This window comes from Kitasatospora sp. NPDC001660, assembly GCF_053596725.1.
This window is the reverse complement of record NZ_JBSFGU010000050.1, coordinates 1-26,144: the sequence shown is the minus strand read 5'-3', so window position 1 is coordinate 26,144 and position 26,144 is coordinate 1. Positions and strand designations below refer to the sequence as shown.

General features: G+C 71.9%; 24 protein-coding genes. 21 read left to right on the top strand and 3 right to left on the bottom strand.

Annotated features, from left to right (window positions below; translation table 11 throughout):
• The first annotated feature begins 14 nt into the window (after positions 1-14).
• The 20 genes from ACWCXH_RS33280 to ACWCXH_RS33185 all read left to right on the top strand — a co-directional run bounded on the left by ACWCXH_RS33280 (position 15) and on the right by ACWCXH_RS33185 (position 21,908).
• The gene (locus ACWCXH_RS33280) at positions 15-509 is read left to right on the top strand and encodes a nuclear transport factor 2 family protein (protein ID WP_449805233.1); all 495 of its coding nucleotides are present in this window, start codon (positions 15-17) and stop codon (positions 507-509) included.
• Positions 506-892, top strand: coding sequence for a nuclear transport factor 2 family protein (locus ACWCXH_RS33275; protein ID WP_449805232.1), 387 nt, complete (start codon positions 506-508; stop codon positions 890-892). The genes ACWCXH_RS33280 and ACWCXH_RS33275 overlap by 4 nt, the downstream gene beginning before the upstream one ends.
• A complete protein-coding gene (locus ACWCXH_RS33270) occupies positions 889-2,436 on the top strand; it encodes a GMC family oxidoreductase (RefSeq protein WP_449805231.1) in 1,548 nt (515 codons plus the stop codon). Before ACWCXH_RS33275 ends, ACWCXH_RS33270 begins: the two co-directional genes overlap by 4 nt.
• Positions 2,429-3,046, top strand: a complete 618-nt coding sequence (locus ACWCXH_RS33265; RefSeq protein ID WP_449805230.1) for a DJ-1/PfpI family protein — start codon at positions 2,429-2,431, stop codon at positions 3,044-3,046. The genes ACWCXH_RS33270 and ACWCXH_RS33265 overlap by 8 nt, the downstream gene beginning before the upstream one ends.
• A complete protein-coding gene (locus ACWCXH_RS33260) occupies positions 3,043-3,483 on the top strand; it encodes a VOC family protein (RefSeq protein ID WP_449805229.1) in 441 nt (146 codons plus the stop codon). The genes ACWCXH_RS33265 and ACWCXH_RS33260 overlap by 4 nt, the downstream gene beginning before the upstream one ends.
• Positions 3,476-5,311 (top strand): AGE family epimerase/isomerase, encoded by a 1,836-nt coding sequence (locus tag ACWCXH_RS33255; RefSeq protein ID WP_449805228.1) that lies wholly within the window; start codon positions 3,476-3,478, stop codon positions 5,309-5,311. Before ACWCXH_RS33260 ends, ACWCXH_RS33255 begins: the two co-directional genes overlap by 8 nt.
• Complete coding sequence (locus ACWCXH_RS33250) at positions 5,308-5,652, top strand: STAS domain-containing protein (RefSeq protein WP_449805227.1); 345 nt, start codon at positions 5,308-5,310, stop codon at positions 5,650-5,652. Before ACWCXH_RS33255 ends, ACWCXH_RS33250 begins: the two co-directional genes overlap by 4 nt.
• A 73-nt stretch (positions 5,653-5,725) precedes the next feature.
• Positions 5,726-7,801, top strand: coding sequence for a glycogen debranching protein GlgX (gene glgX / locus ACWCXH_RS33245; RefSeq protein ID WP_449805226.1), 2,076 nt, complete (start codon positions 5,726-5,728; stop codon positions 7,799-7,801).
• A 12-nt stretch (positions 7,802-7,813) separates the two neighbouring features.
• Complete coding sequence (locus tag ACWCXH_RS33240; RefSeq protein ID WP_449805225.1) at positions 7,814-8,125, top strand: STAS domain-containing protein; 312 nt, start codon at positions 7,814-7,816, stop codon at positions 8,123-8,125.
• A 19-nt stretch (positions 8,126-8,144) separates the two neighbouring features.
• Positions 8,145-8,573, top strand: a complete 429-nt coding sequence (locus tag ACWCXH_RS33235; protein ID WP_449805224.1) for an ATP-binding protein — start codon at positions 8,145-8,147, stop codon at positions 8,571-8,573.
• 8 nt (positions 8,574-8,581) lie between these two features.
• Positions 8,582-9,796: a PP2C family protein-serine/threonine phosphatase gene (locus tag ACWCXH_RS33230; RefSeq protein WP_449805223.1), complete on the top strand. Its 1,215-nt coding sequence runs from the start codon at positions 8,582-8,584 to the stop codon at positions 9,794-9,796.
• 8 nt (positions 9,797-9,804) lie between these two features.
• Positions 9,805-10,560: a MinD/ParA family ATP-binding protein gene (locus ACWCXH_RS33225; RefSeq protein WP_449805222.1), complete on the top strand. Its 756-nt coding sequence runs from the start codon at positions 9,805-9,807 to the stop codon at positions 10,558-10,560.
• Between the two features lie 8 nt (positions 10,561-10,568).
• Entirely contained in the window at positions 10,569-11,891 is a 1,323-nt protein-coding gene (locus tag ACWCXH_RS33220) for a sugar phosphate nucleotidyltransferase (protein ID WP_449805221.1), read from the top strand.
• Positions 11,888-13,072: a glycogen synthase gene (gene glgA, locus ACWCXH_RS33215; protein ID WP_449805220.1), complete on the top strand. Its 1,185-nt coding sequence runs from the start codon at positions 11,888-11,890 to the stop codon at positions 13,070-13,072. Before ACWCXH_RS33220 ends, glgA begins: the two co-directional genes overlap by 4 nt.
• Positions 13,073-13,098: 26 nt before the next feature.
• Positions 13,099-14,841: a maltotransferase domain-containing protein gene (locus tag ACWCXH_RS33210; RefSeq protein WP_449805260.1), complete on the top strand. Its 1,743-nt coding sequence runs from the start codon at positions 13,099-13,101 to the stop codon at positions 14,839-14,841.
• Positions 14,838-16,703, top strand: a complete 1,866-nt coding sequence (gene glgB, locus ACWCXH_RS33205; protein WP_449805219.1) for a 1,4-alpha-glucan branching protein GlgB — start codon at positions 14,838-14,840, stop codon at positions 16,701-16,703. The genes ACWCXH_RS33210 and glgB overlap by 4 nt, the downstream gene beginning before the upstream one ends.
• Positions 16,700-18,271 carry a Na+/H+ antiporter gene (locus ACWCXH_RS33200; RefSeq protein ID WP_449805218.1) on the top strand — a complete coding sequence of 524 codons (1,572 nt, stop codon included), beginning with the start codon at positions 16,700-16,702 and terminating at the stop codon, positions 18,269-18,271. Before glgB ends, ACWCXH_RS33200 begins: the two co-directional genes overlap by 4 nt.
• 222 nt (positions 18,272-18,493) lie before the next feature.
• Positions 18,494-19,693, top strand: coding sequence for an IS701 family transposase (locus ACWCXH_RS33195; RefSeq protein ID WP_449805217.1), 1,200 nt, complete (start codon positions 18,494-18,496; stop codon positions 19,691-19,693).
• Positions 19,690-21,159 (top strand): ATP-binding protein, encoded by a 1,470-nt coding sequence (locus tag ACWCXH_RS33190; RefSeq protein WP_449805216.1) that lies wholly within the window; start codon positions 19,690-19,692, stop codon positions 21,157-21,159. The genes ACWCXH_RS33195 and ACWCXH_RS33190 overlap by 4 nt, the downstream gene beginning before the upstream one ends.
• 332 nt (positions 21,160-21,491) lie before the next feature.
• On the top strand, positions 21,492-21,908 hold the full coding sequence (locus tag ACWCXH_RS33185) for an ester cyclase (RefSeq protein ID WP_449805215.1): 417 nt from the start codon (positions 21,492-21,494) through the stop codon (positions 21,906-21,908).
• Between the two features lie 46 nt (positions 21,909-21,954).
• Here ACWCXH_RS33185 and ACWCXH_RS33180 read toward each other — a convergent pair whose 3' ends face one another.
• Positions 21,955-23,379: a DUF2254 domain-containing protein gene (locus tag ACWCXH_RS33180; protein WP_449805214.1), complete on the bottom strand. Its 1,425-nt coding sequence runs from the start codon at positions 23,377-23,379 to the stop codon at positions 21,955-21,957.
• A 415-nt stretch (positions 23,380-23,794) separates the two neighbouring features.
• Between ACWCXH_RS33180 and ACWCXH_RS33175 the strand changes: the two genes are divergently transcribed.
• The gene (locus ACWCXH_RS33175) at positions 23,795-24,529 is read left to right on the top strand and encodes a DUF4118 domain-containing protein (protein ID WP_449805213.1); all 735 of its coding nucleotides are present in this window, start codon (positions 23,795-23,797) and stop codon (positions 24,527-24,529) included.
• Between the two features lie 82 nt (positions 24,530-24,611).
• Here ACWCXH_RS33175 and ACWCXH_RS33170 read toward each other — a convergent pair whose 3' ends face one another.
• Both ACWCXH_RS33170 and ACWCXH_RS33165 read right to left on the bottom strand, forming a co-directional pair.
• On the bottom strand, positions 24,612-24,788 hold the full coding sequence (locus tag ACWCXH_RS33170) for a hypothetical protein (RefSeq protein WP_449805212.1): 177 nt from the start codon (positions 24,786-24,788) through the stop codon (positions 24,612-24,614).
• A gap of 51 nt (positions 24,789-24,839) precedes the next feature.
• Positions 24,840-25,559 carry a hypothetical protein gene (locus ACWCXH_RS33165; protein ID WP_449805211.1) on the bottom strand — a complete coding sequence of 240 codons (720 nt, stop codon included), beginning with the start codon at positions 25,557-25,559 and terminating at the stop codon, positions 24,840-24,842.
• Positions 25,560-26,144 lie beyond the last annotated feature (585 nt).

Sequence of the window (26,144 nt, the reverse complement as noted above, 5' to 3'; positions counted from 1 at the left end):
CAAGGAGTCCTGCCATGCCGGAGGTCACCTCCGCACAGCACCCGAGCGCACAGCACCCGAGCGCACAGCCCCTCACCGATCAGGCCGTGCGGGCGCTCGCCGAACGGTGGTACGCCGCGCTCGACCGCCACGACGACGAGGCCGAGGTACGGCGGTTCCTGGTCGACGACGGCCTCGAACTGCGCTTCCCCGAGGGGACGTTCAGGGGCCACGCGGGCTTCACGGCGTGGTACGAGGAGGTCTGCCGCCGGTTCTTCGACGAGAGGCACGAGCTCGGCGAGGTGCGCGCGGACATCGCCGGGGACCGGGCCTGGGTGCACGTCCGGGTGGACTGGTGGGCCCGGCGGTGGAACCCGCCCGCCGCCCGCAGCGAGTGGCTCGGCTTCCGCGCCGACCAGACCTGGGTCGTGGTGTCCGGCGCGCACGGCGAGGGGCCGCTGATCAAGACCTACACCTGCGACCGGCTGGAGCCGATGCCGGGCTCCGCCGAACTCCCGGAGGCCCGATGAACGCCCGTGACGTGCTGGCCGACTACTACGTCCACGCCAACGAGGGCGACTGGTCCCGCTGGTGCGACCTGTTCGCCGAGGACACAGTGGTGGACGAGCAGCTCGCCGGCCGGATCGAGGGACAGGCGAGGCTCCGCTCGATGGTGACCGGCATGGGCGAGCTGTACGCCTCCTTCGAGAACTTCCCGCTGCACTTCCTGGTCGACGGGGAGGAGGCGGCGGTCGTCTCCCACATCTCCGCCCGCAGCGCCTCGGGCGCGGCGATCGAGGCCGACGTCATGAACTACTTCCGTATCCGTAACGGCCGGATCACCTACATGGCCAACTTCCACGACACGCAGCCGTTCCAGGTGCTGTCCCGGGCCGACGGCGGCGACCAATGACGGTGGAGGAGTTCGACCACGTCGTCATCGGCGCCGGGACGGCCGGCAGCGTGCTGGCCAACCGGCTCAGCGCGGACCCGTCGGTGCGCGTCCTGGTGTTGGAGGCGGGCTCCGCCGTGATCCCGCCCGAGGTGGACGACCCGTCCGCCTGGCACCGGCTGCTGGGCGGCCGGATCGACTGGAAGTACCGGACCGTCCCACAGCCCGGCCTCGGCGGCCGCGTCGTGCGGGAGCCGCGCGGGCGCGCGCTGGGCGGCAGCAGCAACCTGTACCTGATGATGCACGTCCGCGGCCACCCCGCGGACTTCGACAACTGGGCCTACCAGGGCGCGGCCGGATGGTCGCACGAGGACGTACGGCCGTACTTCGAGCGCGTGGAGCGTATGCAGCCGTCCGCAGACGCGGCCGGCAACGAGCCCAACCCCGCCTCGCGGGCCTTTGTCGAGGCCTGCCGGGAGCTCGGCCACCCGGAGGTGGCGGACTTCAACACCGGCACCCGGTTCGGCGTCGGCTGGCACCGGCTGCACATCGCGGACGGCCGCCGGCACGGCGCGCTCGCCTCCTACCTGGAGCCCGCCCTGCCCCGGCTCAACCTCACGGTGCGCAGCGGCGCCCAGGCCCTGCGCCTGGTCGTGGGCGGCGACCGCTGCGTCGGGGTCGAGTACCTCCAGCGGCCGGAGAGCAGGTGGGCCGAGGGCCGGCTGCTGCCGCACGCCGGGCAGGCCGCGCCCGGCCGACACCGGGCGCACGCCGTGCGGGAGGTGATCGTGGCGGCGGGGGCGATCGAGTCACCGAAGCTGCTGCTGCTCTCCGGGGTGGGCGAGCCCGGCCGCCTGCGGGAGTTGGGCATCGAGGTCACCGCGGCGCTGCCGGGCGTGGGCGAGAACTTCCACAACCACGTGCTCACCGGGGTGATGTGCGAGTCGCCCACCCCCGTGCCGCCGGCTCGGCAGAACCTCTCGGAGAGCGCGCTGTTCCTGGCCTCCGCACCCGGGCTGCCCGCCCCGGACCTCCAACTGGCCTTCGTCCACGTGCCGTTCGACCCCACAGTCGGGGCCGACCACCCGGACACGGTGAGCGTCCTGCCGGGGGTGGTGCGGCCCGCCTCGCGCGGCTGGGTCCGGCTCGCCACGGCGGACCCGCTGGCCCCGCCGCTGGTGCACCCCAACTACCTCGGGGACCGTTCGGACCTCGAAAGGCTGGTGCGGGGCGTGAAGCTGGCCCGGGAGGTCCTCGGCAGCGAGGCCTTCTCGCCCTGGCACAAGCAGGAGCTCGCGCCCGGCCCGGCCGCCACCACCGACGAACAGCTGCGCGCCTTCGTCCGCCGCACCGCCGACAGCTACCACCACCAGGCCGGCTCCTGCCGGATGGGCACCGACGACCGGTCCGTGGTGGACCCGCGGCTGCGTGTCCACGGACTGAGCGGACTGCGGGTGGTGGACGCCAGCGTCATGCCGGCCGTGCCCTCCGGCAACTGCCACAGCGCGGTCGCGATGATCGCCGAGCGGGCAGCCGATCTGATCAGTGGAGCGACCAGTGTCTGAAGCCGTCATCAAGCAGGGCCCGCTCACCGGCACCCGGATCGCGGTGCTCATGGAGAGCGACTACTACGAGCCCGAGATCTCCTACTACCGGCACCGCTTCGCCGAGGAGGGCGCGCGGGTCGAGTTCCTCACCCGGCTCTGGGGGCAGGAGGAAATCACCTTCCGTGGCCACGAGTTCGGCGCGCCCTTCACCGTCGACCGCAGCCTGGAGGACATCGACCCGCGCCGGTACGCCGCGATCGTCGTGCCGTCCGGCATGGTCGCCGACCGGCTGCGCTACACCGAGGACGTCAACCGGCTGGCCCCTGCCGTTCGGCTGTTGCGCTGGGCCTTCGCCGAGCCGGGCGTCCTCAAGGGCGTCATCTGCCACGGTCTCTGGCTCGCCGCGGCCATCCCCCAGACCGTCCACGGCCGCAAGGTCGCCTGCCACAACAACCTCGTCGGCGACGTGCGCAACATGGGCGCCGAGTACGTCGACCAGGACGTCGTCGTCGACGGCGACCTGATCACCGCGCGGACCGGCGAGCACCACCACCTCTTCGCCCGCACCCTCGTCGAGGAGCTCACCCTGCGGAAGGGCACCCCCATCCCGCGGAAGGACGGCCGGTGACGCGCTGGTCCCACGTCGGCCTCAACTGCCGCGACCAGCGGCGAACCGAGGAGTACTACACCCGCTGGTTCGGCTTCCGCCGGGCCCGCGCCGTACCGGTCGAAGGCGGCGAGATCGTCTTCCTCCGCAACGGCGACGCCCACCTCGAACTCTTCCCCGCGACCGGGGAGTTTGGCGCCCCGGGCCGGGCGGACGGCCCCGGCACACCCGGCACCGTGCGCCACATCGCCTTCCAGACCTACGACCTCGACGCCGCCCTCGCCCGGATGGGCGCCGCCGCCCACGTCCTGCTCGGGCCCCTGGACTTCGACGACCTGCTGCCCGGCTGGCGCGCCGTCTGGCTGCGCGACCCGGACGGCGTCGTCGTCGAACTCGGCCAGGGATACCGGGACCAGGATGCCCACGAGACCCCAGAAAGCGACCCGACTCATGCCTGACACGGTCAACTTCACCTTCTCCGACACCATCGCCGGCTACGTCACCGCGTACGACGAGGGCACCCGCCGGCTCGGCCTCGCCACCGCCGACGGCCGCCGGTTCGACCTCACCATCGACCCGCAGGCCGGCGCCGAACTGCTGCACAACCTGGAGGAGCGGTACTCCGACGCCGGCGGCCACCTGGAGGCGATGCTGGAGCCCGGTCGCTTCGTCTTCGTGTACGCCCTGTTCTACCCCGAGGGCGGAACGACCCGGATCGAGGCCAAGCGCCTGCTCTTCCCCGGCCGCCGTCCCGGCAGCTACCGCTTCGAGGAACCGGACTGGTGGATCCGGCAGCTGGAGAGCATCGCCGGCTTCTACCGCCGCGCCCAGTTCGGGGACGGACCGGTCGACTACACCCGCTACCGCACCATGCTGCGCCTCGGCGGCGACAAGACCGCCAGCCACGTCCAGGAGACCGACACCATCTCCCGCCTGGTCTACGGCATGGCCTCGGCCTTCCTGCTCACCGGCAAGGACGAGTACCTGGACGTCGCCGAACGCGGCACCGAGTACCTGCGCGAGCACATGCGGGTCGTCGACCCGGAGGAGGACGTCGTCTACTGGTACCACGCCCTCAGCGTCGACGGCGACACCGAGAAGAAGCTGTTCACCTCGGAGTTCTCCGACGACTACGACGCCATCCCGATGTACGAGCAGATCTACGCCCTCGCCGGGCCCGTCCAGACCTACCGCGTCACTGCCGACCCACGCATCCGCGCCGACGCCGACGCCACGCTGCGCCTGTTCGACAAGTTCTTCCTGGACCGCGAGCACGGTGGCTACTACTCCCATGTCGACCCGATCCTGTTCCGCGCCGACCACGCCTCGCTCGGGCCCAACCGCAGCCGCAAGAACTGGAACTCCGTCGGCGACCACGCCCCCGCGTACCTGATCAACCTGTACCTGGCCACCGGCGAGGAGCGCTACGCCCGGATGCTGGAGTACACCTTCGACACCATCGTGGAACGCTTCCCCGCGAAGAACAGCCCGTTCGTCCAGGAGCGCTTCCACCGCGACTGGTCGCACGACACCGAGCACGGATGGCAGCAGGACCGCGCGGTCGTCGGTCACAACCTCAAGATCGCGTGGAACCTCATGCGCATGCACTCCCTCGCTCCCAAGCGGCAGTACCTCGAAACCGCCACCGGGATCGGCGAGACGATGCCGGCGGTCGGCAGCGACCGCCAGCGCGGCGGATGGTACGACGTCGTCGAGCGGATCCTCGCCGACGGCCAGGAGCACCACCGCTTCGCCTGGCACGACCGCAAGGCCTGGTGGCAGCAGGAGCAGGCGATCCTCGCGTACCTGATCCTGCACGGCCTCACCGGACGGGAGGAGTTCCTCCGGGAGGCCAGGCAGGCGGAGTCCTTCTACAACGCCTTCTTCCTCGACCACGACGAGGGGGCCGTCTACTTCAACGTCCTCGCCGGCGGCCTGCCCTACCTGCTCGGCACCGAGCGGCTCAAGGGCAGCCACTCGATGAGCATGTACCACTCCGCCGAGCTGTGCTACCTCGCTGCGGTCTACAACAACCTCCTGATCAACGGCCGGGCGATGGACTTCTGGTTCAAGCCGGACCCGGCGGGCCTGGACGGCGGCCTGCTGCGCGTCGCCCCGGACCTGCTGCCGGCCGGCTCGGTGCGGATCGCCGAGGCCGAGGTCGACGGCGCCCCGCACGCGGACTTCGACGCGGAGCGGCTCACCGTCCGGCTGCCGCGCGGCGGCGGACGGGTCAAGGTCCGGGTCAGGCTGGAGCCGACCGGGCGCAGGGAAGCGCGGTCATGAGCGTCGAGGTCCGCTCCCGCGAGCAGGACGGCGTCACCGTCGTGGAGCTGGAAGGCGAGATCACCAGCGTGACGTCCGCCGAACTCCAGCGACGCATCCTGCCGTTGATCGACGGCGCCGGCACCACGGTGATCGACCTCGGCCGGGTGCCCTACATCTCCAGCGCGGGCCTGCGCACGCTCCTGCTCGTCCACCGCCGGGCCGCGCGCAGCAAGACCGCGACCGTCCTGGTCGGGCTGTCGGAGGAGGTCCGCTTCGTGATGTCATCCACCGGCTTCCTCGACTTCTTCGACGTTCGGGAGAGCACGGCGGCCGTCCTCGGCGGGGTGCGCGAAGCATGAGCGAGCGAAGCGAGCTCATCATCGAGAGGTGCGCATTGCGCGAAGCGCCTGGCGAGCGAAGCGAGGTGGGCGCATGAGCCCGGAGCGGATCGACGGCTACCCGACCCGGGCCATCGCCGGGTACGGCGTCCGGGCGGGCAACCCGCTGCCCTTCGGTGCGACCCCCGTCCTCGGCGGGATCAACTTCGCGGTCTACTCCGACCGGGCCACCCGGATGTGGCTGGTGCTCTTCCGGCCTGGGGAGGCCGAGCCGGCCGCCGAGCTGGAGTTCCCGGCGGAGTTCCGGATCGGCAGCGTCTTCGCGATGACCGTGTTCGGGCTGGACCCCGAGACGCTGGAGTACGGCTTCCGGGCCGACGGCCCGTTCGACCCGGCCCACGGCGACCGCTTCGATCCGAGCCGTGTCCTCACCGACCCGTACGCCCGCACGATCGCGGGCCGCGAGGTGTGGGGCGCCGAGCCGGACCGGGACCGCCCGTGCCCCTACCGCTCCCGGCTCGTGCCGGACGACTTCGACTGGGGCGACGACGCGCCACCGCGCATCCCCACCGAGGACCTGGTGGTCTACGAGCTGCACGTCCGCGGCTTCACCTGCCACCCGTCCTCCGGCGTGTCCGCCCCCGGCACGTACGCGGGACTGCGCGAGAAGATCCCTTACCTCAGGGCACTCGGCGTCAACTGCGTGGAGCTGATGCCCGTCTTCGAGTTCGACGAGCACGACAACCCGCGCACCGACCCGGTGACCGGCGAGCCGCTGCTCGACTACTGGGGCTACAACACCGTCTGCTTCTTCGCCCCCAAGGCCGGCTACGCGGCCACCGGACGGTTCGGCATGCAGGCCGACGAGTTCAAGAGCCTGGTCAAGGACCTGCACGCGGCCGGCATCGAGGTCGTCCTCGACGTCGTGTTCAACCACACCGCCGAGGGCAACGAGCAGGGGCCCACCCTCTCCTTCCGCGGCCTCGACAACGCGACCTACTACATGCTCACGCCGGACGGCGACTACTACAACTTCAGCGGCACCGGGAACACCGTGAACTGCAACCACCCGGTGGTGCGGGACTTCGTCCTCAACTGCCTGCGCCACTGGGTCGCCCAGTACCACGTCGACGGCTTCCGGTTCGACCTCGCGGCCATCCTCGACCGGGCACCCGACGGCACGCCGCTCGCCAATCCGCCGCTGCTCGAACAGCTCGCCCACGACCCGGTGCTGCGGCACTGCAAGCTCATCGCCGAGGCCTGGGACGCCGCCGGCCTCTACGAGGTGGGCAGCTTCCCCTCTTACGGGCGGTTCGCCGAGTGGAACGGCAAGTACCGCGACGCCGTCCGCCGCTTCCTCAAGGGTGACCCCGGCACCGTCGGCGAACTCGCGACCCGCATCGTCGGTTCCCCGGACCTCTACACCGGGCGCGGCACGGCCGCCTCCGTCAACTTCGTGACCGCCCACGACGGCTTCACCCTGCACGATTTGGTCACCTACAACGACAAGCACAACGAGGCCAACGGCGAGGCCGGGCGCGACGGCGCGAACGACAACCACAGCTGGAACTGCGGCGCCGAGGGCCCGACCGACGACCCGGAGATCCTGCGACTGCGCACCCGCCAGATGAAGAACGCCCTGGCGCTCCTGCTCACCAGCCAGGGCGTGCCCATGCTGCTGGCCGGCGACGAGATGGCACGCACCCAGCGAGGCAACAACAACACCTACTGCCAGGACAACGAACTCTCCTGGCTCGACTGGAGCCTGCTCGACGCCAACGCCGGGCTGCACCGCTTCGTCCAGTACCTGATCTCCTTCCGCCACGCTCACCCCGTGCTGCGCAGCCCCGCGCACCCCACGTGCGGCGTCAGCTGGCACGGCGTCCGGGCCGGCGAACCCGACTGGTCCGCCGGGAGCCGCCTGCTGGCCGTCACGCTCGTGCAGGGCGACGAGCGGATCCACCTCGCGGCCAACGCGCACTGGGAGGCGCACGAGCTCGAACTCCCGGCGCCGGCGCCCGGAACATCCTGGCACTTGGTCGCCGACACCTCCGCCGAGCCGCCGCACGACATCAACCCGCCGGGCGCGGAGACCCTGATCGCTGTGCCGGACCGCTACCGGGTCGGCCCGCGCTCGACCGTGATCCTGCTTGCCCGCCCCACGACCTGAGAGGAACCCAGCATGCCGCTCACCGTCAGCGTCAGCACCGCCGGCCAAACCGCGACCATCGACCTCACCGGCGAGCTGGACGCCGCCGGCGCCCCCGCCTTCCACGACACCATCGAGCAGGCAGCGGCCGCCGGTGTGCGCGAACTCGTCATCCGCGCCCACCGGTTGACGTACATGGCCAGCGCCGGTCTGCGCTCCCTGGTGTTCGCCCGGCAGAAGCTGGGCGACGACGTCCGGATCACCGTCCTCGGCGCGATCGCGCCCGTGGCCCGGACGATACGACAGGCGGGCTTCGACCGCGGTGTCACCCTCGTCGACGCCTGACACCGGGCGGGCCGAACGGATGACAGCCCTCCGGCTGCCTGCCGCACTGGACTCGCTCGACGAACTCGCGCGCTACGTCCTCGCCTTCGCCGCCCGGGCCGGGCTCCCCCCGGAGGTGGCCTACCGGCTTCGGCTGGCCGCCGACGAACTGGCCACCAACGTCGTCCTGCACGGATACCGGGGCCGCGACGGCGAGTTGCGGATCTCCTCCGGAACGGACGGGGAGCGAGTGTGGGTCCGCCTGGAGGACGACGCGCCCCCCTTCGACCCGAGTGCCGACCGGCCGGACCCCCACACGGACCTGCCGCTGGCCCTGCGCCCGATCGGCGGACTCGGCATCCACCTCGCGCTGACCGCCCTCGACGACTACCGCCACGACCACACTGACGGTCACAACACCAGCCTCCTCGTGATCCGACGCGATCACCAGGCCGACCCCACGGAATAGAGGCCCAGATGTCCGGTGTCACCGCTCTCCTCCTGCACCCGGAACGCAGACCGCCCGCCCAACTGCTCGGCGCGCTGGCCGCGGAGGACGTGGCGGTCGAGGTTCGCACCCCCGACCAGGCGCTCTCCGAGCCGGCGGCCCTCGCTGCGGACGTCCTCCTCGCGCCGGCCGCCATGCCGCCGCGGGAAGTCCGGGAGGTGAGCCGCGTGCTGGCCGAGAGCGGTTCGCGACCGATCGTCGTGGTGTACGCCGAGCGGGACTTCGACGCGATCGAGCAGCACGTGCGCCTCGGCCACGACTACCTCGTGCCGCCGTTCCTCCCGCCCCTGGTCCGCGCCCGGCTGCGCAGCTGCTACGAGCGGGCCAAGCTCGGCCAGACCATGGAGGAAGTCGAAGCGCATGCCGAACTCATCAGCTACGAACGAGAGTTGAAGATAGGTCGGGAGATCCAGGAGGGATTCCTACCGGAGGACCTGCCGACCCCGGAAGGCTGGGACCTCGACGTGCGCTTCCGCCCCGCCCGCAAGGTGGCCGGCGACTTCTACGACGCCTTCGAACTCGTCAACCGCCGCCGGATCGCGCTCGTGGTGGCCGACGTGTGCGACAAGGGCGTGGGCGCCGCGCTGTTCATGGCCCTCATCCGCAGCCTGCTGCGGCACACCGCCGAACACAGCGGGCTGCAGAGCCTGATGACGGCCGCCCTCGACCCGGGCACGGGCGCCGACCTGATCCCGGTGGTCGGCGCCACCCCGCTGATGAACGCGGTGGTCGGCACCAACGGCTACCTCACCCGCAACCACAGCGGGCAGGGCTACTTCGCGACGATGTTCTTCAGCGTCCTCGACCCGCTCACCGGCAACCTCGTGTATATCAACGGCGGGCACAACCCGCCGCTGCTGGTCGCGCGGGAGGGCGGCGAGCCCAGACCGCTGGAGCCCACCGGACCGGCCGTCGGGGTGATCCCGGACTGCACGTTCGCGCTCGGGCACGCGCAGGTCCGGCCGGGGGACACGCTGTTCGTCTACACCGACGGCGTCCCCGAGGCGCGGGACGAGCAGGGGCGGTTCTTCGGCGACGAGCGGGTGCTCGACCTGCTGGCCGAGCCCGCCGGCTCCGGCCGCGCGCTGCTGGAACGCGTGGAGACCGCGCTGCGCGCGCACAGCGGCTCGGCCGACCAGCACGACGACATCACCATGATGGCCCTCCACCGCACAGCCGCCTGAGGGGTCACATGGCACGGATCATCGCAATGCACTCGCACCGCGGCGGCACCGGACGGTCCAGCATCGCGGCGAACCTCGCCCGGCTGATGGCCGACGAGGGCCGCAGGGTGGCGCTGGTGGACACCGACATCCAGTCGCCGGCCGCCCACATCCTCTTCGGGACGGGCGATCCCGGCCTGTGCCGGAGCCTCGCCGACTACCTGATCGGACGCTGCGAGGTCGAGGACGCGGCCCTCGCACTCCCGTCCGACGGTGGTGAGCTGTTCCTGGTGCCCGCCCGGGCCGAGGCCTCCGGCATCCACGAGATCATCGCCCAGGGCTATGACGTCGGCCTGCTGCGCGAGGGCTTCGACCGGCTGATCGACGTGCTCGGCCTCGACGTCCTGCTGCTCGACACCCACGCCGGCATCAACAACGAGACCATGACGGCCGTCGCCAGCGCCGGGACTGTCGTCGTGGTCACCAGATCCTGCCCCCTCGACCTCGCCGGAGCCGGCGAGACCATCGAGTTCACGCAGCAGCTCGGCGCTCCCCGCCGAACCCTGGTGGTGAACATGGTCCCGCCGGGCGTCCCCGGCGAGGCGGCCCGGCAGCGCGCCGAGGCGGCGTTCGGGTCCCCGCCCGTGGCCGTGCTGCCCTACGAACCCGACATGGCGAAGGCCGCCGGAGCGCGGCTGTTCGCCGAGGCCCACCCGGACCATCCGCTGGTGGGGGAGATCCGCTCGATGATTCCCGCCCTGCTCGCGCAGGGCGGACGGAGGTGACGGCAACGATGGAAAGGCTGTCCGCGATCGCTCTGGTCGGAGGGCGTGGGGTCCGGGCCAGGCCGCTGACCCTGAACTCCCCGGACCACCTGCGCAGCAAGGCCGCGATGCACCTGGTCGGGCGCAGCCTGATCGAGTGGGCCGTCGATACCCTCCAGAGCCAGGGCGTCGAGCGGTACTTCGTGGCGGCCAACGGCGGCGAGAACCGGGCCCAGACGAAGGCGATCCTGGAGCACGGTGAGCGGCTGGGCGTCTCGGTCCGCTACTCGCGCACGCGCTTCGACCGGACCAACACCGGCTCCGGGGAGGCGACGCTGCGCTGCCTGGAGTACTGGGACCTCGGCGGACTGGCGCTGGTCTTCCCGTCCGACTCGGTCTTCGACGTCGACCTGCCGGGCATGGTCCGTACCCACCGGGCCGGCGACGCGGTCGTGACCGTGGCGACGGTGCTGCGCGCGGCAGCCGAGGCGGCCGGCAAGTACGGGGTGGTGGAACGCGGAGCGGACGGGCTGGTGCGCCGCTTCGTCGAGAAGCCGGCCCTGCCGGCCGTCGAGGCGCTCGGTCCCCGGGTCGAGACCAACGCCGGGATGTACCTGATCGACTGCGACCGGCTGCGCCTGGCCGGACGGGAACCGGAGCTCGCGGCACTGGCCCGCCGAAGCCTGGACTGGGGCGGCGACCTGCTGCCGTACCTGGTGCGCCACGGCCACCGGGTGGCCGCGCACCCGATCGCCAAGTTCGGCGACCTCGGCAGCCCGCGGGACTACCTGACGACGTTGCGGGAGGTGCTCCGCGACGAGTACCCGGCGCTCAGCGGGCGGATCGATCCACCCATCAGCCCGCTGGCCCGGGCCCGCATCCATCCGAGCAGCCTCCGGCTCAAGGACCAGGCCACCGGCCGGACCCTGGCCGAGAAGCTCGCCGACGGCACCGTCCGGATCGGTCCGGACGTGCGGATCGGCCGGGACGTGGAGATCGGGCCCGGCGTCAGCCTGACGGCCTCGGACATCGGCAACGGCGTCGACCTCGGCGAGGCGAGCGTCCTGTGCGGCGCCGCGTGCGGCGACGACAGCATCATCGGGCCCGGCGCACGGATCTCGGACGCCTTCCTCGGGGCCAACGTCGAGATCCGGTCCCAGCTGCAGCACCCCGTCGTGCTGGAGGAGTTCTGCGCGCTCGGGGACGGCGTACGGGTGCGGGCCGGGACACGGCTGAGCGGCGTGAGCGTATTTCCCGGTCTGGACGTCCGCGGCGGCTCGCACATCCCGCCGGGCACCAGCCTGGCCGGGCTCGCGGACCTGCTGCGCTGGACGGCGGGGGCGCGGCGATGACGCGGGTGGACCTCCTGAGCCGCGAGTACCCGCCGCACGTCTACGGCGGAGCCGGCGTCCACGTCACCGAACTCGCGCGGCAGCTGCGGCCGCTGGTCGATCTGCGGGTGCAGTGCTTCGGCGGCCCCCGCGCCGAGCCGGGCGTCCTAGGGCACCCGGTGCCGGCCGGGCTCACCGACGCCAACCCCGCGGTCCAGGCACTGGGCATCGCGCCGGCCATGGCCCGCGCCGCCGAGGGCGCAGACGTGGTGCACAGCCACACCTGGTACGCCAACCTCGCCGGACACCTCGCCAAGCTGCTGCACGGCGTCCCGCACGTCGTCACCGCACACAGCCTGGAGCCGCTGCGCCCGTGGAAGGCCGAGCAACTCGGCGGCGGGTACGCCGTCTCCTCCTTCTGCGAACGGACGGCCCTGCTCGGCGCAGACCGGGTCATCGCGGTCTCCGGCGCGATGCGGGACGACCTGCTGCGCTGTCATCCGGACCTCGCCCCCGACCGTGTCGTGGTGATCCACAACGGCATCGACGCCGACGACTTCGCCCCCACGGCCGACACCTCCGAACTGGCCCCGCTCGGCATCCGTACCGACCGTCCGACGGTGGTCTGCGTGGCCCGGCTCACCCGGCAGAAGGGGCTGGTCCACCTGTTGCGTGCCGCGCCGCACCTGACACCCGGAACCCAGCTGGTGATGTGCGTGAGCGCTCCGGACACGCCGGAGCTCGCCGTCGAGTTCGACCGGGAGGCCGACGAGGCGGCTGAAGCGGGCGTGGACCTGGTCCACGTCGAACGGCCGCTGAACCGCCACCAGCTGCGCCAACTGCTCTCGCACGCCGCTGTGTTCGCGTGCCCCTCGGTCTACGAGCCGATGGGGATCGTCAACCTGGAGGCGATGGCCTGCGAGACCCCGGTGGTCGCCACGGCCGTCGGCGGCATCCCGGAGGTGGTGGCCGACGGGGAGACCGGGCTGCTGGTGCCCCTCACCCCGGCGCCGGACGGCGGCGGTGAGCCCGCCGACCCGGAGGCCTTCGCCAAGGACTTCGCGGGTCGGATCAACGAGCTGCTGGCGGACCCGGCGCGGGCGCGCGCGATGGGCCGGGCCGGTCGTCGCCGGGCGGTCGAGCGCTTCTCCTGGGCCGCCGTCGCGCGGCAGGTCCACGACGTCTACCGGTCAGTGCTGTGAACCGAGGGAGTGACGGAGAACCGATGATCACGGGTCGTGTCCAGATCACCGATGTGCGGCCGACGGTGGACGGCGGCCGGAGCCCCGCGCGGGCCGTGCCGGGCGAGCCCGTCGAGGTCCGCGCGACGATCTTCTGCGACGGTCACGAGGAGCTCGCCGCCCACGTGGTGGCGACGGACCCGGACGGAAAGGAACGGGACCCGCTGCCGATGCTCCAACGGGTGCGCGGCACCGACCTGTTCACCGCCGAGATCACCGCCGACGCGACGGGGGAGTGGTCCTACCGCGTCGAGGCGTGGCTCGGCGGACACCACACCGCCACACCGGAGCTGCCCCTGCGGGTGGAGCGCGAACGCGCGCTGTACGGCGCCTGGTACGAGTTCTTCCCGCGCTCCGAAGGTGCGGTGCTCGACCCCGCAGGGCGCCGCCCACCCCGCTCCGGCACCTTCCGCACGGCCGAGCGCCGGCTGCCCGCCATCGCCGCGATGGGCTTCCAGGTGGTCTACCTGCCGCCGATCCACCCGATCGGCACCAGCCACCGCAAGGGCCCCGGCAACACTCTCACCGCGGGCCCGCACGACCCCGGATCCCCCTGGGCGATCGGCTCGCCCGCCGGCGGCCACGACGCCGTCCACCCGGACCTCGGCACCGCCGCCGACTTCCGGCACTTCGTGCGCACGGCGTGCGACCTCGGCCTGGAGGTGGCCCTGGACTTCGCGCTCCAGTGCTCGCCCGACCACCCCTGGGTGCGCGAGCACCCCGAGTGGTTCCGTCACCGCCCCGACGGCAGCATCGCCTGCGCGGAGAACCCGCCCAAGAAGTACCAGGACATCTTCCCCATCGACTTCGACACCGACCCCGACGGCATCCACGCCGCCTGTGCGGCCGTCCTGCGGCACTGGATCGGCCAGGGCGTGCGGATCTTCCGCGTCGACAACCCGCACACCAAACCCGTCCCGTTCTGGGAGCGTCTGCTCGCCGACATCCGCGCCACCGACCCGGACGTGCTCTTCCTCGCCGAGGCGTTCACCCGCCCGGCCATGCTGCGCACCCTCGCCCGGGTCGGCTTCCAGCAGTCCTACACGTACTTCACCTGGCGCAACACCAAGCAGGAACTGACCGCGTACCTCGGTGAGTTGGCGGGATTCGACGGCTCGGAGCCGGCGGCCTACCTGCGGCCCAACCTCTTCGTCAACACCCCGGACATCCTGCCCGGGTACCTCCAGGGCGGCGGACGCGCGGCCTTCCAGGTGCGCGCCGTCGTCGCCGCCACGGCCGCGCCCACATGGGGCGTCTACGCGGGTTTCGAGCTCTGCGAGGCGACGCCCGCGGCCCCCGGCGGCGAGGAGTACGCCGACTCGGAGAAGTACCAGTACCGCCCGCGCGACTGGGCGGCGGCCGAGCGCGAGGGCCGCTCGCTCGCCCCGCTGATCACCACGCTCAACCGGATCCGCGAGCGGCACCCCGCCCTGCACCACCTGCGGAACCTGCGCTTCCACGAGTGTGACAACGAGCAGATCCTCTGCTTCTCCAAACGGCGGGGCGGCGACACCGTCCTGGTCGTGGTCAACCTCGACCCCCGCCACCCCCAGGAGGGGACGGTGTCGCTCGACCTGCCCGCCCTCGGCCTCACGGAAGGCGATTCCTTCGACGTGCACGATGAACTCGGCGGAGCGACCTATCGGTGGGGCCGGGACGACTACGTCCGCCTCGACCCCCGCCACCAGGTGGCCCACGTCCTCGCCGTCCGTCCCAGGACCTCGCGGTGACCGCCGCGGTGCCGGGCGAGCTCGACCTGCACCTCATCGCCGAAGGCCGGCACGAGCGGCTCTGGCAGGTGATGGGCGCGCACCCCGGCCCGGGTGGCACCGCCTTCACCGTCTGGGCGCCGAACGCCAGGTCCGTCTCCGTCATCGGCGACTTCAACCGGTGGGACGGCTCCGCGCATCCGCTGCACCGGCGGGGTGCCTCCGGCCTGTGGGAGGCCGTCGTCCCGGAAGCGGGGGAAGGAGACCTCTACAAGTACGAGGTCCTCGGCGCCGACGGCCAACTGCGCCGGAAGGCAGACCCGTTCGCGTTCGCCACCGAGTGCCCGCCGAGGACGGCCTCGCGGATCCACCGCTCCCGGTACACCTGGCACGACGCCTCCTGGCTCGCCGTGCGGGGCGCCCGCTCCCCGCACGACGCCCCGATGAGCGTCTACGAGGTCCACCTCCCGTCCTGGCGGCCCGGCCTGTCCTACCGCCGGCTCGCCGAGGAACTCCCGCCGTACGTCAAGGACCTGGGCTTCACCCACGTCGAGTTCCTGCCGGTCGCCGAGCACCCCTTCGGCGGTTCCTGGGGCTACCAGGTCTCGTCGTACTTCGCCCCCACCGCCCGCCTCGGCCCGCCCGACGACTTCCGCCACCTGGTCGACGAACTGCACCGGGCGGGCATCGGCGTGATCGTCGACTGGGTGCCCGCGCACTTCCCGAAGGACGACTGGGCGCTCGCCCGCTTCGACGGCACCGCCCTGTACGAGCACCCCGACCCCCCCCGCGCCGAACAGCCCGACTGGGGGACGCTGGTCTTCGACTACGGCCGCCCCGAGGTCCGCAACTTCCTCATCGCCAACGCGCTCTACTGGTGCGAGGAGTTCCACGTCGACGGCCTGCGGGTCGACGCCGTCGCCGCGATGCTCTACCTCGACTACTCCCGCCCGTACGGGCAGTGGCTGCCCAACGCCCACGGCGGGCGCGAGCACCTGGAAGCGGTCGCCTTCCTGCGGGAGTTCAACACCGTCCTGCACCGGAACTGCCCGGGCGTGCTCACCATCGCCGAGGAGTCCACCGCCTGGGACGGTGTCACCCGGCCCGCCGGCAGCGGCGGCCTGGGATTCGACTTCAAGTGGAACATGGGCTGGATGCACGACTCCCTGGGCTACCTGCGCCAGGAGCCCGCCCGGCGCCGGGAGCACCACACCGGGATGACGTTCCCCATGGTCTACGCCCACACCGAGCACTACGTCCTGCCGATCAGCCACGACGAGGTGGTCCACCTCAAGGGCTCCCTGCTCGGCAAGGTCCCCGGCGACCGGCACCAGCGCTTCGCCGACCTGCGGACCTACCTGGCCTTCATGTGGGCCCACCCGGGCAAACAACTCCTCTTCATGGGGCAGGAGTTCGCCCAGCCGTCGGAGTGGTCGCACGAGGCCGGCGCGGAGTGGGACGTCCTCGCCGAGGACGACCACCGCGGCGTGCGCGAACTGGTCCGCGACCTCAACCGGCTCTACCACGCCACCCCGGCGCTGTGGCAGCGGGACCGCGACCCCGGCGGCTTCCGCTGGATCGACGCCGACGCGGCCGATCAGAACCTCCTCTCCTTCGTCCGGTACGGCACGACGGGCCACCCGCTCGTCTGCGTCCACAACTTCTCCCCACACGCCCGACCGGGCTTCCGGCTCGCGCTCCCGCACGCGGGCCGCTGGCGGGAGGTGCTCAACACCGACGCCCGCGGCTACGGCGGCACCGGCGCGGGCAACCTCGGCGCCGTAGGGGCCGAACCGCGGCCCTGGCAGGGGTACCCGGCCAGCGCCTCGATCCTGCTGCCCGGGCACAGCGCGCTCTGGCTGGCGCCGGACGAGCAGTCGTGACGGAGGTGCTCCCGCTGGCCGCCGGCGCGATCATGGTGTCCGTCCTGGCCCGGCGGTTCGGCCTGTCGGCACCTCTCGCACTGGTCGCGGCGGGGCTCACGGCCTCCTTCCTCCCCGGAGTCCCGGAGTACCGGCTGGACCCCGACCTCGTGCTCGTCCTGTTCGCTCCACCACTCGTCTACGCGGACGCGATCGAGAACTCCTACCTCGACCTGAGGGCCAACGCCCGGCCGATCGGCCTGCTCTCGGTCGGCCTGGTGCTGTTCACCACCCTGGTCGTCGGGGCCGTCGCGCACGGTGTCGTCCCCGGGCTCCCGTGGCCCGTGGCATTCGTGCTCGGCGCGATCCTCTCCCCGACGGACGCGGTGGCCGCGGTCTCGGCGGCCCGCAGGCTCGGACTGCCGCGCCGGATCGTCACCATCCTGGTGGCGGAGAGCATCGTGAACGACGCCACCGGGATGACGGTCTTCCGGATCACCGTGGCGGCCGCCCTGGGCGGCGCCACCTCCCTGATCGGGGGCGTCGCCGAGTTCCTCTACGCCTCGGCGGCGGGTGCGGCCGTCGGACTGCTGGTCGCCCTCCCGGCGCGCGTGCTGCTGAGCCGGATCGACGACGCCGTGTCGGAGAACGCCGTGTCCCTGCTCGTGCCCTTCTCGGCCTTCGTGATCTCCGAGTCCCTCGGCGCCTCCGGTGTTCTGGCGGTCCTCGCCGCCGGCCTCTACCTCGGCCACCACTCCACCGGCTCCTCGCACGCGACCCGGCTGCAGGCGGCCTCCACCTGGAAGCTGCTCACCAGGGTGCTGGAAACCGTCGGCTTCGCCCTGATCGGACTCCAGCTGCGCCCGGTCCTCCACGCGCTGCACAGTACCGGCCCGCTCGCCCTGCTCGGCTACGCCACCGCCGTTCTGGCGGCCGTTCTGACGGCGCGGACCGTGTGGGTCTTCCCGGCGACGTACCTGCCGCGCCGGCTGTCCCCGCGCATCCGGGCGAGGGACCCGGCGCCGCCCTGGCGGTTCCCCGCTGCCGTCTCCTGGGCGGGCACCCGCGGCGTGGTCTCGCTCGCCGCCGCCTTCGCCGTTCCGGAGGCGCTGCCGCGGCGCGACCTCGTCCTGTTCCTCGCGTTCGCGGTGGTCCTCGGCACGCTCCTGCTCCAGGAGGCGGCCTTCCCGGCCGTGGTGCGCCGCCTCGGCCTGCGGCAACACCGGCAGGACCAGCAGGACGCGCTGGCCGAAGCCGCGGCCCAGGAGGCCCTGGCCCAGGCCTCCTGGGCCCGGCTGGAGGAGTTGGTCGGCAGCGGGCACGAGGATCCGGCTGAACACGTGCTGGAGCGGCTGAGGGAGCTGGCCGAGCACCGCCGGTTCACCGCATGGGAGCGACTCGGAGCCGGCCCGGCGCACGCGCAAGAGGAGACCCCCACCGCGACCTACTGTCGGCTGCGCCGGGAGATGCTCGCCACCGAGCGTGCGGTCCTGGTCCGGCTCCGTCGGCAGGGCTCGATCAACGACGAGATCCTGCGCCGGGTGATGCGGGACCTCGACCACGAGGAGGCCGCGCTGGCCCGGGACTGAATTCGTGCGAATGCGCACGACGGCGCGAGTTGGTCGGGTTTCGCTCCGGCATATAAGGAACGCGCTAAAACGGCGGACGGGTCTGTGGCGGGGGGAGGCTGTCCGGTTAAATGGACGCTGCACGTCAGTGCCCCGCCGGAAACGCGAAAGGATCGCTTCGAAGGCCTGGTTCATTTCCGCCGCTATTTCGTATTCGCGCACCTGCTGCGAGGAGGGATTTGTGTGGACGCCGGGTTTCACGAATTCGGGTCGCAGGACCTGCCCGAGGACCACGTCGACGAGCTGTGCGGACTTCTGCTGGCCTCGGTGCCGCGGAGCGACCAGCGCCGCTGGGGCGAGCTCTACGTCCGCGGACTACTCCACGCGGAGGGACGCAAGACCATCAAGGGGATCGCGGCCGTCGCCGACAGCGCGGCGATGCAGAGCCTCCAGCAGTTCATCAGCACCTCACCGTGGGAGTGGCAGCCGGTCCGCCAGTCCCTCGCCCGCCACATGGACCGCGAGATCCAGCCGGGTGCCTGGATCGTCGAGCCGCTCACCGTGCTCAAGACGGGCGAGCACTCCGTCGGCGTCGAACGGCAGTACGTCACCGGCCTCGGTCGCATCGCCAACTGCCAGCAGAGCTCCAGCATCTGGCTGGCCTCGGAGGAGACCAGCTGCCCGGTGGACTGGCAACTCGCGCTCCCCGACAGGTGGGTGGTCTCCGGCGAGCAGCGCAGACGCGCGGCCATCCCCGACCACGTCCGCTCGCGCACGCCCGTGCAGTGCGCGCTCGACTCCGTCGTCGCGATGGCGGAGGACTGGCGACTGCCCCCGAGACCCGTCGTGATGTCCGTCGCCGCCCCCGACGTCCACGAGGTGAGCACCGTCCTCGCCACCCGCCGGATCCCCTTCGTGCTCCGCGTCGACGGCTCCCTGTCCGTGGTGGAGGCCTCCGGCAGCGGGCGGATGTTCCCGGCGGCCCGGCTGATCGAGGCGTTGCGGGAGCAGGCCGGTGCCGTCGACTGGCGGGACCTCGGCGGCCTGCGCCGCCGGACCGCCCGGGTGGCCGGGTGCCGGGTCGGCGTGCCGACCGCCGTCGACCTCACCGGCCGCCCGACCGGGGCGCGCCCGCACCACCTGATCGGCGCCTGGACCGACCCGGCCGCCACCCGGCCTACCGAGTTCTGGCTCTCCAACCTCGGCCACTTGTCCGCCGCCGCCCTCTTCCGCATCGCCAAACTCGCCCGCCGCGTCTCCCGCGACCTCTACGAGGTGTGTGACCGCGTGGGCGCCCGGGACTTCTCAGGCCGCACCTTCCGCGGCTGGCACCACCACGCGACGCTGGTCTCCATCGCCCACGCGATCTCCGTACTAGCCCGCAAGGACCGGCGCCTCGGAGCGCCACAGCCGCCAGCGCGCCCGCTGGCGGGGGTCCGGTGACCGTCGCCACGGCCGGACGCCTGCGGGACATCGAACTCTTCGCGGAACTCTCCGAGGACCAACTGGCCTGGCTCTCGGCCACCGCCGAGCACCGCCACCTGTCCGACGGCGAGGTCCTCTTCCACGATGGCGAACCCGCCGAGCACTTCCACGTCCTGCTCGACGGCGAACTCGTCGTCACCAAACTCGTCGACGGTCGCGAGGAGTTGCTCACCCGGCACACCACCCGCCCGCGCTCCGGCGACGACCACGACGGCAAACCCGCGGTCGCCCACCGCTTCACCGGCGAGCTGCCGCTGCTCACCGGCGGCGGCTACCTGGCCACCGCCACCGCCGCCGGCCCGACCACCCTGCTGAGTCTCGCCAAGCCCGCGTTCCTCGACATGCTGGTGCGCTGCCCGAGTGTGGCCCGCGTGCTGCTGCCCGTCCTGGCCTGGCGGATCACCTCCTCCGAGGTCCAGGCCAGGAACCGGGCGACGGTCACCGCCCTCGGCACCCTCGCGGCGGGCCTGGCCCACGAACTCAACAACCCCGCCGCCGCCGTGGCCAGCGCCGCCCACGACCTCGGCCCGGCCGTCGACCGGCTCATCGACTCCGCCCGGGCCTGGGGCCGCGACGCCGGGCCCGGGGAACAGGACGCACTCCGTGCCCTCACCGACCGGATCGACCGGACCTCCCCGGCCCACGAAACCGACCCCCTCGCCCTCGCGGACGCCGAGGACGAACTGGCCGACTGGGCCGCCGAGCACGGTGCCGCCCGGCCCGCCGCGCTCGCCACCGCGCTGGCCGAGCGCGGACTCGACCGGAGGTGGCTGGCCGAACGGACCGCCGCGCTGCGCCCTGCCGCCCTGCCGCAGGCCCTCGACCACCTCGCAGTGGTCCTCGAAGTCCGCACCCTCACCGAGCAGTTGCAGGCCGCGGGGCCGCGCATCTCGGCGCTGGTGGCGGCCACCCGGGACTACGCCAACCTGGACCGGGCGCCGGAGCAGGAGCTCTCCGTCACGGACGGCCTGGAGGCCACCCTGGCGGTGCTGCGGCCGAAGCTGCGGGGCGTGCGGGTCGTCCGCGACTACGGGCCGGATGTGCCGGTCGTCCGGGGGCGTCCGAGCGAGCTCAACCAGGTGTGGACCAACCTCGTCGACAACGCCGTGGACGCCATGGCGGGCGCGGGGACGCTGACGCTGCGCACCCGCCGGGAGGGCGGCTGCGTCGCGGTGGAGGTCGGCGACATCGGCCCCGGGATCCCCGCCGAGGCCCTCCCGAGGATCTTCGAGCCCTTCTTCACCACCAAGGACGTCGGGAAGGGCATCGGCCTCGGCCTGCACCTCTCCTACCGGATCGTCACCCAGCGCCACCGCGGCTCGATCACCGTCCGCTCAGGGCCGGACGGCACCCGGATGGTGGTGCGCATCCCCGTCGAGGGCAGCCGGCAGCCGGCAGCATGCCAGGAAGGACCTTCATCGTGACGCACCCGGACCCGTTCGGTGCCCGCGCGGTCTTCGACCGGCAGCTCGACTGCCTGGGCAGGCGCGATCTCGACGGGCTGCTGGAGAACTACCACCCGGACGCGGTCCTGCTCCGATTTGACGGAGTCTTTTCCGGAGCAGGTCGAATACGTGACGCATTCGCGTCCTATTTCACACTCGAACCCCGATTGCTGGAATTGCGTTCCTTCGTGGAATTCGACGGGACGATCCTTTATCGGGCGGCCATGGAAATCGGTGGGCAAAGAAAGGAGACGGTGGGGGTCATGGTACTGAGGAACGGAATGATCTGGCGGCAGACCGCGGGGTGCTCGATGACTGAGCGCACCCCGTTGGAGATCTACCGGGAGTGGAACGACTGCCTGCTCTCCGGTGACATCGAGGGCGCCACCCGGCTGATCGACGCTGCGAACTGGCGGGAGAAGTGCCTGGGCCTGACCGGCTGGCTCACCGACTTCACCGAGGCGCTCGGCCACTACGAGAAGAACATGGTCAAGCCCTGGGCCGACCTGCGGATGCACGAGGAGGAGGTGGTCGAGGGCGCGGACGCCGTGACCATCCGGTTCCGCGTCGAGGCCACCCACGTCGGACAGTTCCTGGAGTGGCCCGCGACCGGGCGGAAGGTCTCGTTCCAGGCCATCCGCATCGTCAACGTCAAGGGCGGCCGGGTGACCGGCCAGTGGGCCCAGCTGGACCTGTGGGGCATCCACCAGCAGCTGACGGCCGCCTGACCCACCCTTTCGGTCCGCCGGGCGCGGCGGCGCCCGGCGGACCGGCTTACCCGGTGTTCGCGCCGACCGTCGGGCCGGGCTGCGTGTCCGCGTCGTCGTGGAGGGCCAGCAGGGCCCGGTAGCGGCGGTGGACGTCCTCGCGGTCGGCCGGCTCGGGCACCGAGGCGTCGCAGCTGCGCAGGATCATCGCGCCCTGGTCGAGCAGGACCTGCCGCCGCTCGGGGATCGAGGTCTGCTCCATGACCCTGGACAGGGCTTCGAGTTGGCGGATCATGACGGCGGGCATGCCCGGCGAGCACTGACGGATCTTCTCGAAGGAGCGCTGCACCAGGCGGTCGTAGTCGGCCTGGTAGGCGATGACCCGGATCCGTCCGTCCGGATCGCGCTGCACGTGCTGGGGGTGCCATGTGGTGGTGATCCGGCACAGGCAGTCGCTCAGCCAGTCGATGCAGGTCATCGCAGTGAAGGTGTCGTTGACGGCGGGGGACAGGGCCCTGATAGCGATCTCCACCAACTGGTCCACGCCGAAGGAGACGTCCTGGGTGAGCGTGCGGTACGGCCCGGTCACCTGGACGGCGCCGAGCTGCCGGCCCACCCTCGGCGCGGCCTCAGGCGGCCACACCACGGCCAGCGGGGCGCCGCGGACCAGGAAGTGCCCAGGCCGGTAGGGGAGGTGGAGCACCGCGTCCGCGGCCGCGGTGATGCGGATGAGCTCCTCGTGGTCGAGGAACTGGAGGTAGCCGGTGGACGGCGTCGGTATCACCGTGCCCTCTTCGGTGATCCGCTTCAGCACCTCATCCGCGTCGGGTCCGCAGTCGAGCCCGGCGACCGGGCCCGGGTCGGCGCCGCTCTGCGCCTCGATGGCCCGGGCGAGTTCGTCGGCGATCACGGCGATCACCTGCGGGAGCTGGATCATCGTGGCGATGTGGTGGATGAAGTAGATCAGCACCCCGAGGTCGACGACGGTGAGGCCGAGCGACACGGTGATCGACAGGTGCGGTACGAAGTCGCCGTGCGGGCCGGGGCTCACCGCCACCAGGACCAGGATGGTGTAGAAGAAGGTCGCCACGAAGGTGCCCAGGGTGACCTGGGTCCCGAGGTCACGGATGAAGGTCCGCAGCATGCGCGGCCCGAACTGGGTGGAGGCGAGGGTCAGCGCCACGATGGTGATCGAGAAGACCAGGCCGACCACGGTGATGACGGCGGCCGCCACGGTGGTGAGGATCTGCCGGGCCCCGTCGGCGGTGCCGCTGAGCACCCAGTCGGCGAGCGACAGCCGGCCGTCGTAGGCGGCGCGGTCGACGGCGATGGTGGCGGTGAACAGCAGCATGCCGGCCAGGGTGAAGGCCGTAGGCACCAGCCACAGGTTGGTCCGCAGCCGCTCCCTGTGCCAGGGGGAGCCGAACAGCGCGGGGCGCTGGCGGCTGGGGGTGAACAGGGCACGCGACGGCGTGAAGAGGGCAGGGCGCATGCGGGACTCCTTGCGCGGACGAGGGTTTCGCGTTCCGTGCCGACCAGACTTCCCGGCTCACCGGTCCAGGAGCCTAGTGGACTTCCGGGAGCGCCTGCGCCGGACCGGGGGAACGGTCCGGCGCGCAGACGAGTCGGTGGCGGGCTGCATGAGCCCTTCCACCAGCGGGCCGAGGGCCATAGCGGGAAGGAGGTTGAGATGGTGAGAACCAGCGCGGCACCCGTAACGAGGGTGACGAAGTTGAGTGCGGTCAAGCGCAGCGGGAGCACGACGCCACTCAGCTCGTCCTCGGCGCGCAAAGATCGCGTTAAGGCCTCCGCGGGCGCTTGCGTCCGGCCGGCGGGCTGCTACACCGGAAGGCAGGAGGTGCGTGATGCCCCGGTTCGCTCGGTACGTTCACGGTCTTCGGCGCCTGATGGCGGGACCGCTTTCTCTGGTGGTGGCCGTGGTGGGCCCGCTCGCGCTGAGTGCGGTGCTGCTGCCGGCGCGCGGGCACCTGGCCAACACCAACGTCGCCCTGGTGCTGGTCGTCGCCGTGGTGGCGGTGGCCGCGGTGGGGCACCGGCTGGCCGGTGCCGTCGCGGCGTTGAGCGCCGCCGCGTGGTTCGACTTCTTCTTCACCCGCCCCTACGAGCGGTTCAGCATCAGCGACTCGTCCGACATCACGACGGCGGTCCTGTTGCTCGCGGTCGGCCTGGCGGTCTCCCAACTCGCAGCCCGGTCCCGGAGGTTCGAGGTCATCGCGGTCACCGACGCCGGGTACCTCGCGCGGATCCACGCCGCCGCCGTCCTGGCCCGCTCGAAGCCCGCGCCCGCCGTGGTGGACCACGTCCGGGCCGAGCTGATCGACCTCCTCGGCCTGCGGGCCTGCCGGTTCGAGGACGGCTCCCTCATCGGCCACCCGCCGCGCCTGGAGCACGACGGCTCGATCGTCGTCGGCCGCAAGCCGTGGCCGACCGAGGACCTGGGCATGCCCTCCGAGGACGTGGAACTTCGGGTGTTCGCCCACGGCAGGTACGTCGGCCGCTTCATGCTCACCCCCGTCTCCGGAGCCGTCCCCGACCGCCAGGCCCTCCTCGTCGCCGTCACCCTCGCCGACCAGGCCGGGGCGGCCCTGGAGACCGCCGCGAGCCACGTGACGGCGGCCTGAGTACGGGCCTGGCCGGCCAACGACGTGGTGGCGCCCGGCCTGTGCGGCCGGGCGCCACCGGGGTCTGCCATCGCCCCGTCGTTCAGCGGGCCTTGTTCCGTTTCGTCCAGCCGAGTGCGAAGAACACCACCGAGGCGGTGAACGCCGCCCCTCCGAGGATGCTGGCGTCATTCCGGGAGGAATCCCACTCCACGATGAGGGTGATCAGGGCCGCGAGGGCCAGGAGGCCGACGACGACCGCGGCGCTCACCTGTTTCACGGGGCCTGCCTTTCCGATCCGTTGAGGTCCGCCGAGTCCGACGGGGGCCGATTACCCGAAGGGGTTGCAGACGAAGCCGCCGGCCCCGATGGTGCCGACCCAGTAGATGTAGGTCCAGCCGTTCTGGTGCTGGCAGACCTGGATCCCGCCGGCGATGACGCCCAGCGCGGCGGCGACGGCTCCGGCGTACGGCCCGCCGCCCAGCGCGGCCACCAGCCCGGAGATGCCGGCGCCGGTCCAGAATCCGCCCTCGACCTTGTTGGTCAACCACGAGTCTAGGCCGACCTCGACGCCGTACCAGTGCGTCTTGATGTAGCCGTGCCGGCCGCGCCAGGTGGCGTTCGGGCTAGGGTGGCCGGTTCCGCCGGTCGACGGCCCGACCTCGTCCGTGAGGGCGTCGGTCGGAACCGCCACGCCCTCCGGCGACATCGCGAGCTTCCCGCTCCTGATGTTGGCGTTCACGTCCGCCACGTACGACTGCAGCTGCGCGAGCTGCGCCGTGGGCACCTTCGCCAGCACCGATGCCGGGGCGTCGATGGCGTACCCGGCCTTGGAGAAGGTGACGTATCCGTTGAGCAGGTGCAGCGGGCTGGACTGCGGGGCGAGCTCGCTGTTGGGAAGACGGCTGCCCGTCGCCTGCCCGTTCTGCGCCTTCGTGCCGGTCTGCACCTGCTGCGAGCCGACCGGGGTGGCCGAGGCCGCGGGGGAGACCGTCATCAGCAGGCCGGTGGCCGCGATCACGGCGACTCCGCCGAGGGACGCACGTTTCACAACACTCTTCAATTTGACCCCCCATGTGATGTCACGCCGGAAACTGACCGGCGCGTGCCCCAATGGTCACACCAGGCACAGCAGTTGGGCGAGTCAGGGAATCGTCAATTCCGCATTGGCCGGATCGTCGCCGGGGTCACTGCCGAGGGTGGTCCGGCCGTGGAGGCGGGCGCCTGCCTCCGTGGGCGTGAGCATGTCCTGTTCCAGACACCGGACGAGGCCCTGACCCGTGCGGATACGGACCGGACGGGTGCGGAGCGACACGTTTGGGACAACCGGAGGTCTCGGCCGCATGACGTGGATGTAAGGGCCGCATCAAGGTTCCCGAATCACCCGTATGGACGGCGTCAGGAAACCGCTGCTCGGTGCCAGCTGCTGGTTTGCTGCACCCGCCGGTTTTCAGCCGGTGTCGTGAGGCCGTCCCGGTCGCTCGCGAGCACATCCTCTAGCCCTTCGGGTGGAGCCCATGTCCGACCTCATCTACGTCGGCGTCACGGTCGCCGTGTTCGCCGTCATCGCCCTGATCGCGCGGGGGGTGGAGAAGCTGTGAGCGTAGAGAACCTCGCAGGTCTGATCGTGGCCGTC

Excerpts from the sequence above, each read along its gene's own strand:
- ACWCXH_RS33280 (WP_449805233.1), top strand. The coding sequence starts at position 15 with ATGCCGGAGGTCACCTCCGCACAGCACCCGAGCGCACAGCACCCGAGC.
- ACWCXH_RS33275 (WP_449805232.1), top strand. The coding sequence starts at position 506 with ATGAACGCCCGTGACGTGCTGGCCGACTACTACGTCCACGCCAACGAG.
- ACWCXH_RS33270 (WP_449805231.1), top strand. The coding sequence starts at position 889 with ATGACGGTGGAGGAGTTCGACCACGTCGTCATCGGCGCCGGGACGGCC.
- ACWCXH_RS33255 (WP_449805228.1), top strand. The coding sequence starts at position 3,476 with ATGCCTGACACGGTCAACTTCACCTTCTCCGACACCATCGCCGGCTAC.
- ACWCXH_RS33250 (WP_449805227.1), top strand. The coding sequence starts at position 5,308 with ATGAGCGTCGAGGTCCGCTCCCGCGAGCAGGACGGCGTCACCGTCGTG.
- glgX (WP_449805226.1), top strand. The coding sequence starts at position 5,726 with ATGAGCCCGGAGCGGATCGACGGCTACCCGACCCGGGCCATCGCCGGG.
- ACWCXH_RS33240 (WP_449805225.1), top strand. The coding sequence starts at position 7,814 with ATGCCGCTCACCGTCAGCGTCAGCACCGCCGGCCAAACCGCGACCATC.
- ACWCXH_RS33235 (WP_449805224.1), top strand. The coding sequence starts at position 8,145 with ATGACAGCCCTCCGGCTGCCTGCCGCACTGGACTCGCTCGACGAACTC.
- ACWCXH_RS33230 (WP_449805223.1), top strand. The coding sequence starts at position 8,582 with ATGTCCGGTGTCACCGCTCTCCTCCTGCACCCGGAACGCAGACCGCCC.
- ACWCXH_RS33225 (WP_449805222.1), top strand. The coding sequence starts at position 9,805 with ATGGCACGGATCATCGCAATGCACTCGCACCGCGGCGGCACCGGACGG.
- ACWCXH_RS33220 (WP_449805221.1), top strand. The coding sequence starts at position 10,569 with ATGGAAAGGCTGTCCGCGATCGCTCTGGTCGGAGGGCGTGGGGTCCGG.
- glgA (WP_449805220.1), top strand. The coding sequence starts at position 11,888 with ATGACGCGGGTGGACCTCCTGAGCCGCGAGTACCCGCCGCACGTCTAC.
- ACWCXH_RS33185 (WP_449805215.1), top strand. The coding sequence starts at position 21,492 with ATGACTGAGCGCACCCCGTTGGAGATCTACCGGGAGTGGAACGACTGC.
- ACWCXH_RS33180 (WP_449805214.1), bottom strand. The coding sequence starts at position 23,379 with ATGCGCCCTGCCCTCTTCACGCCGTCGCGTGCCCTGTTCACCCCCAGC.
- ACWCXH_RS33175 (WP_449805213.1), top strand. The coding sequence starts at position 23,795 with ATGGCGGGACCGCTTTCTCTGGTGGTGGCCGTGGTGGGCCCGCTCGCG.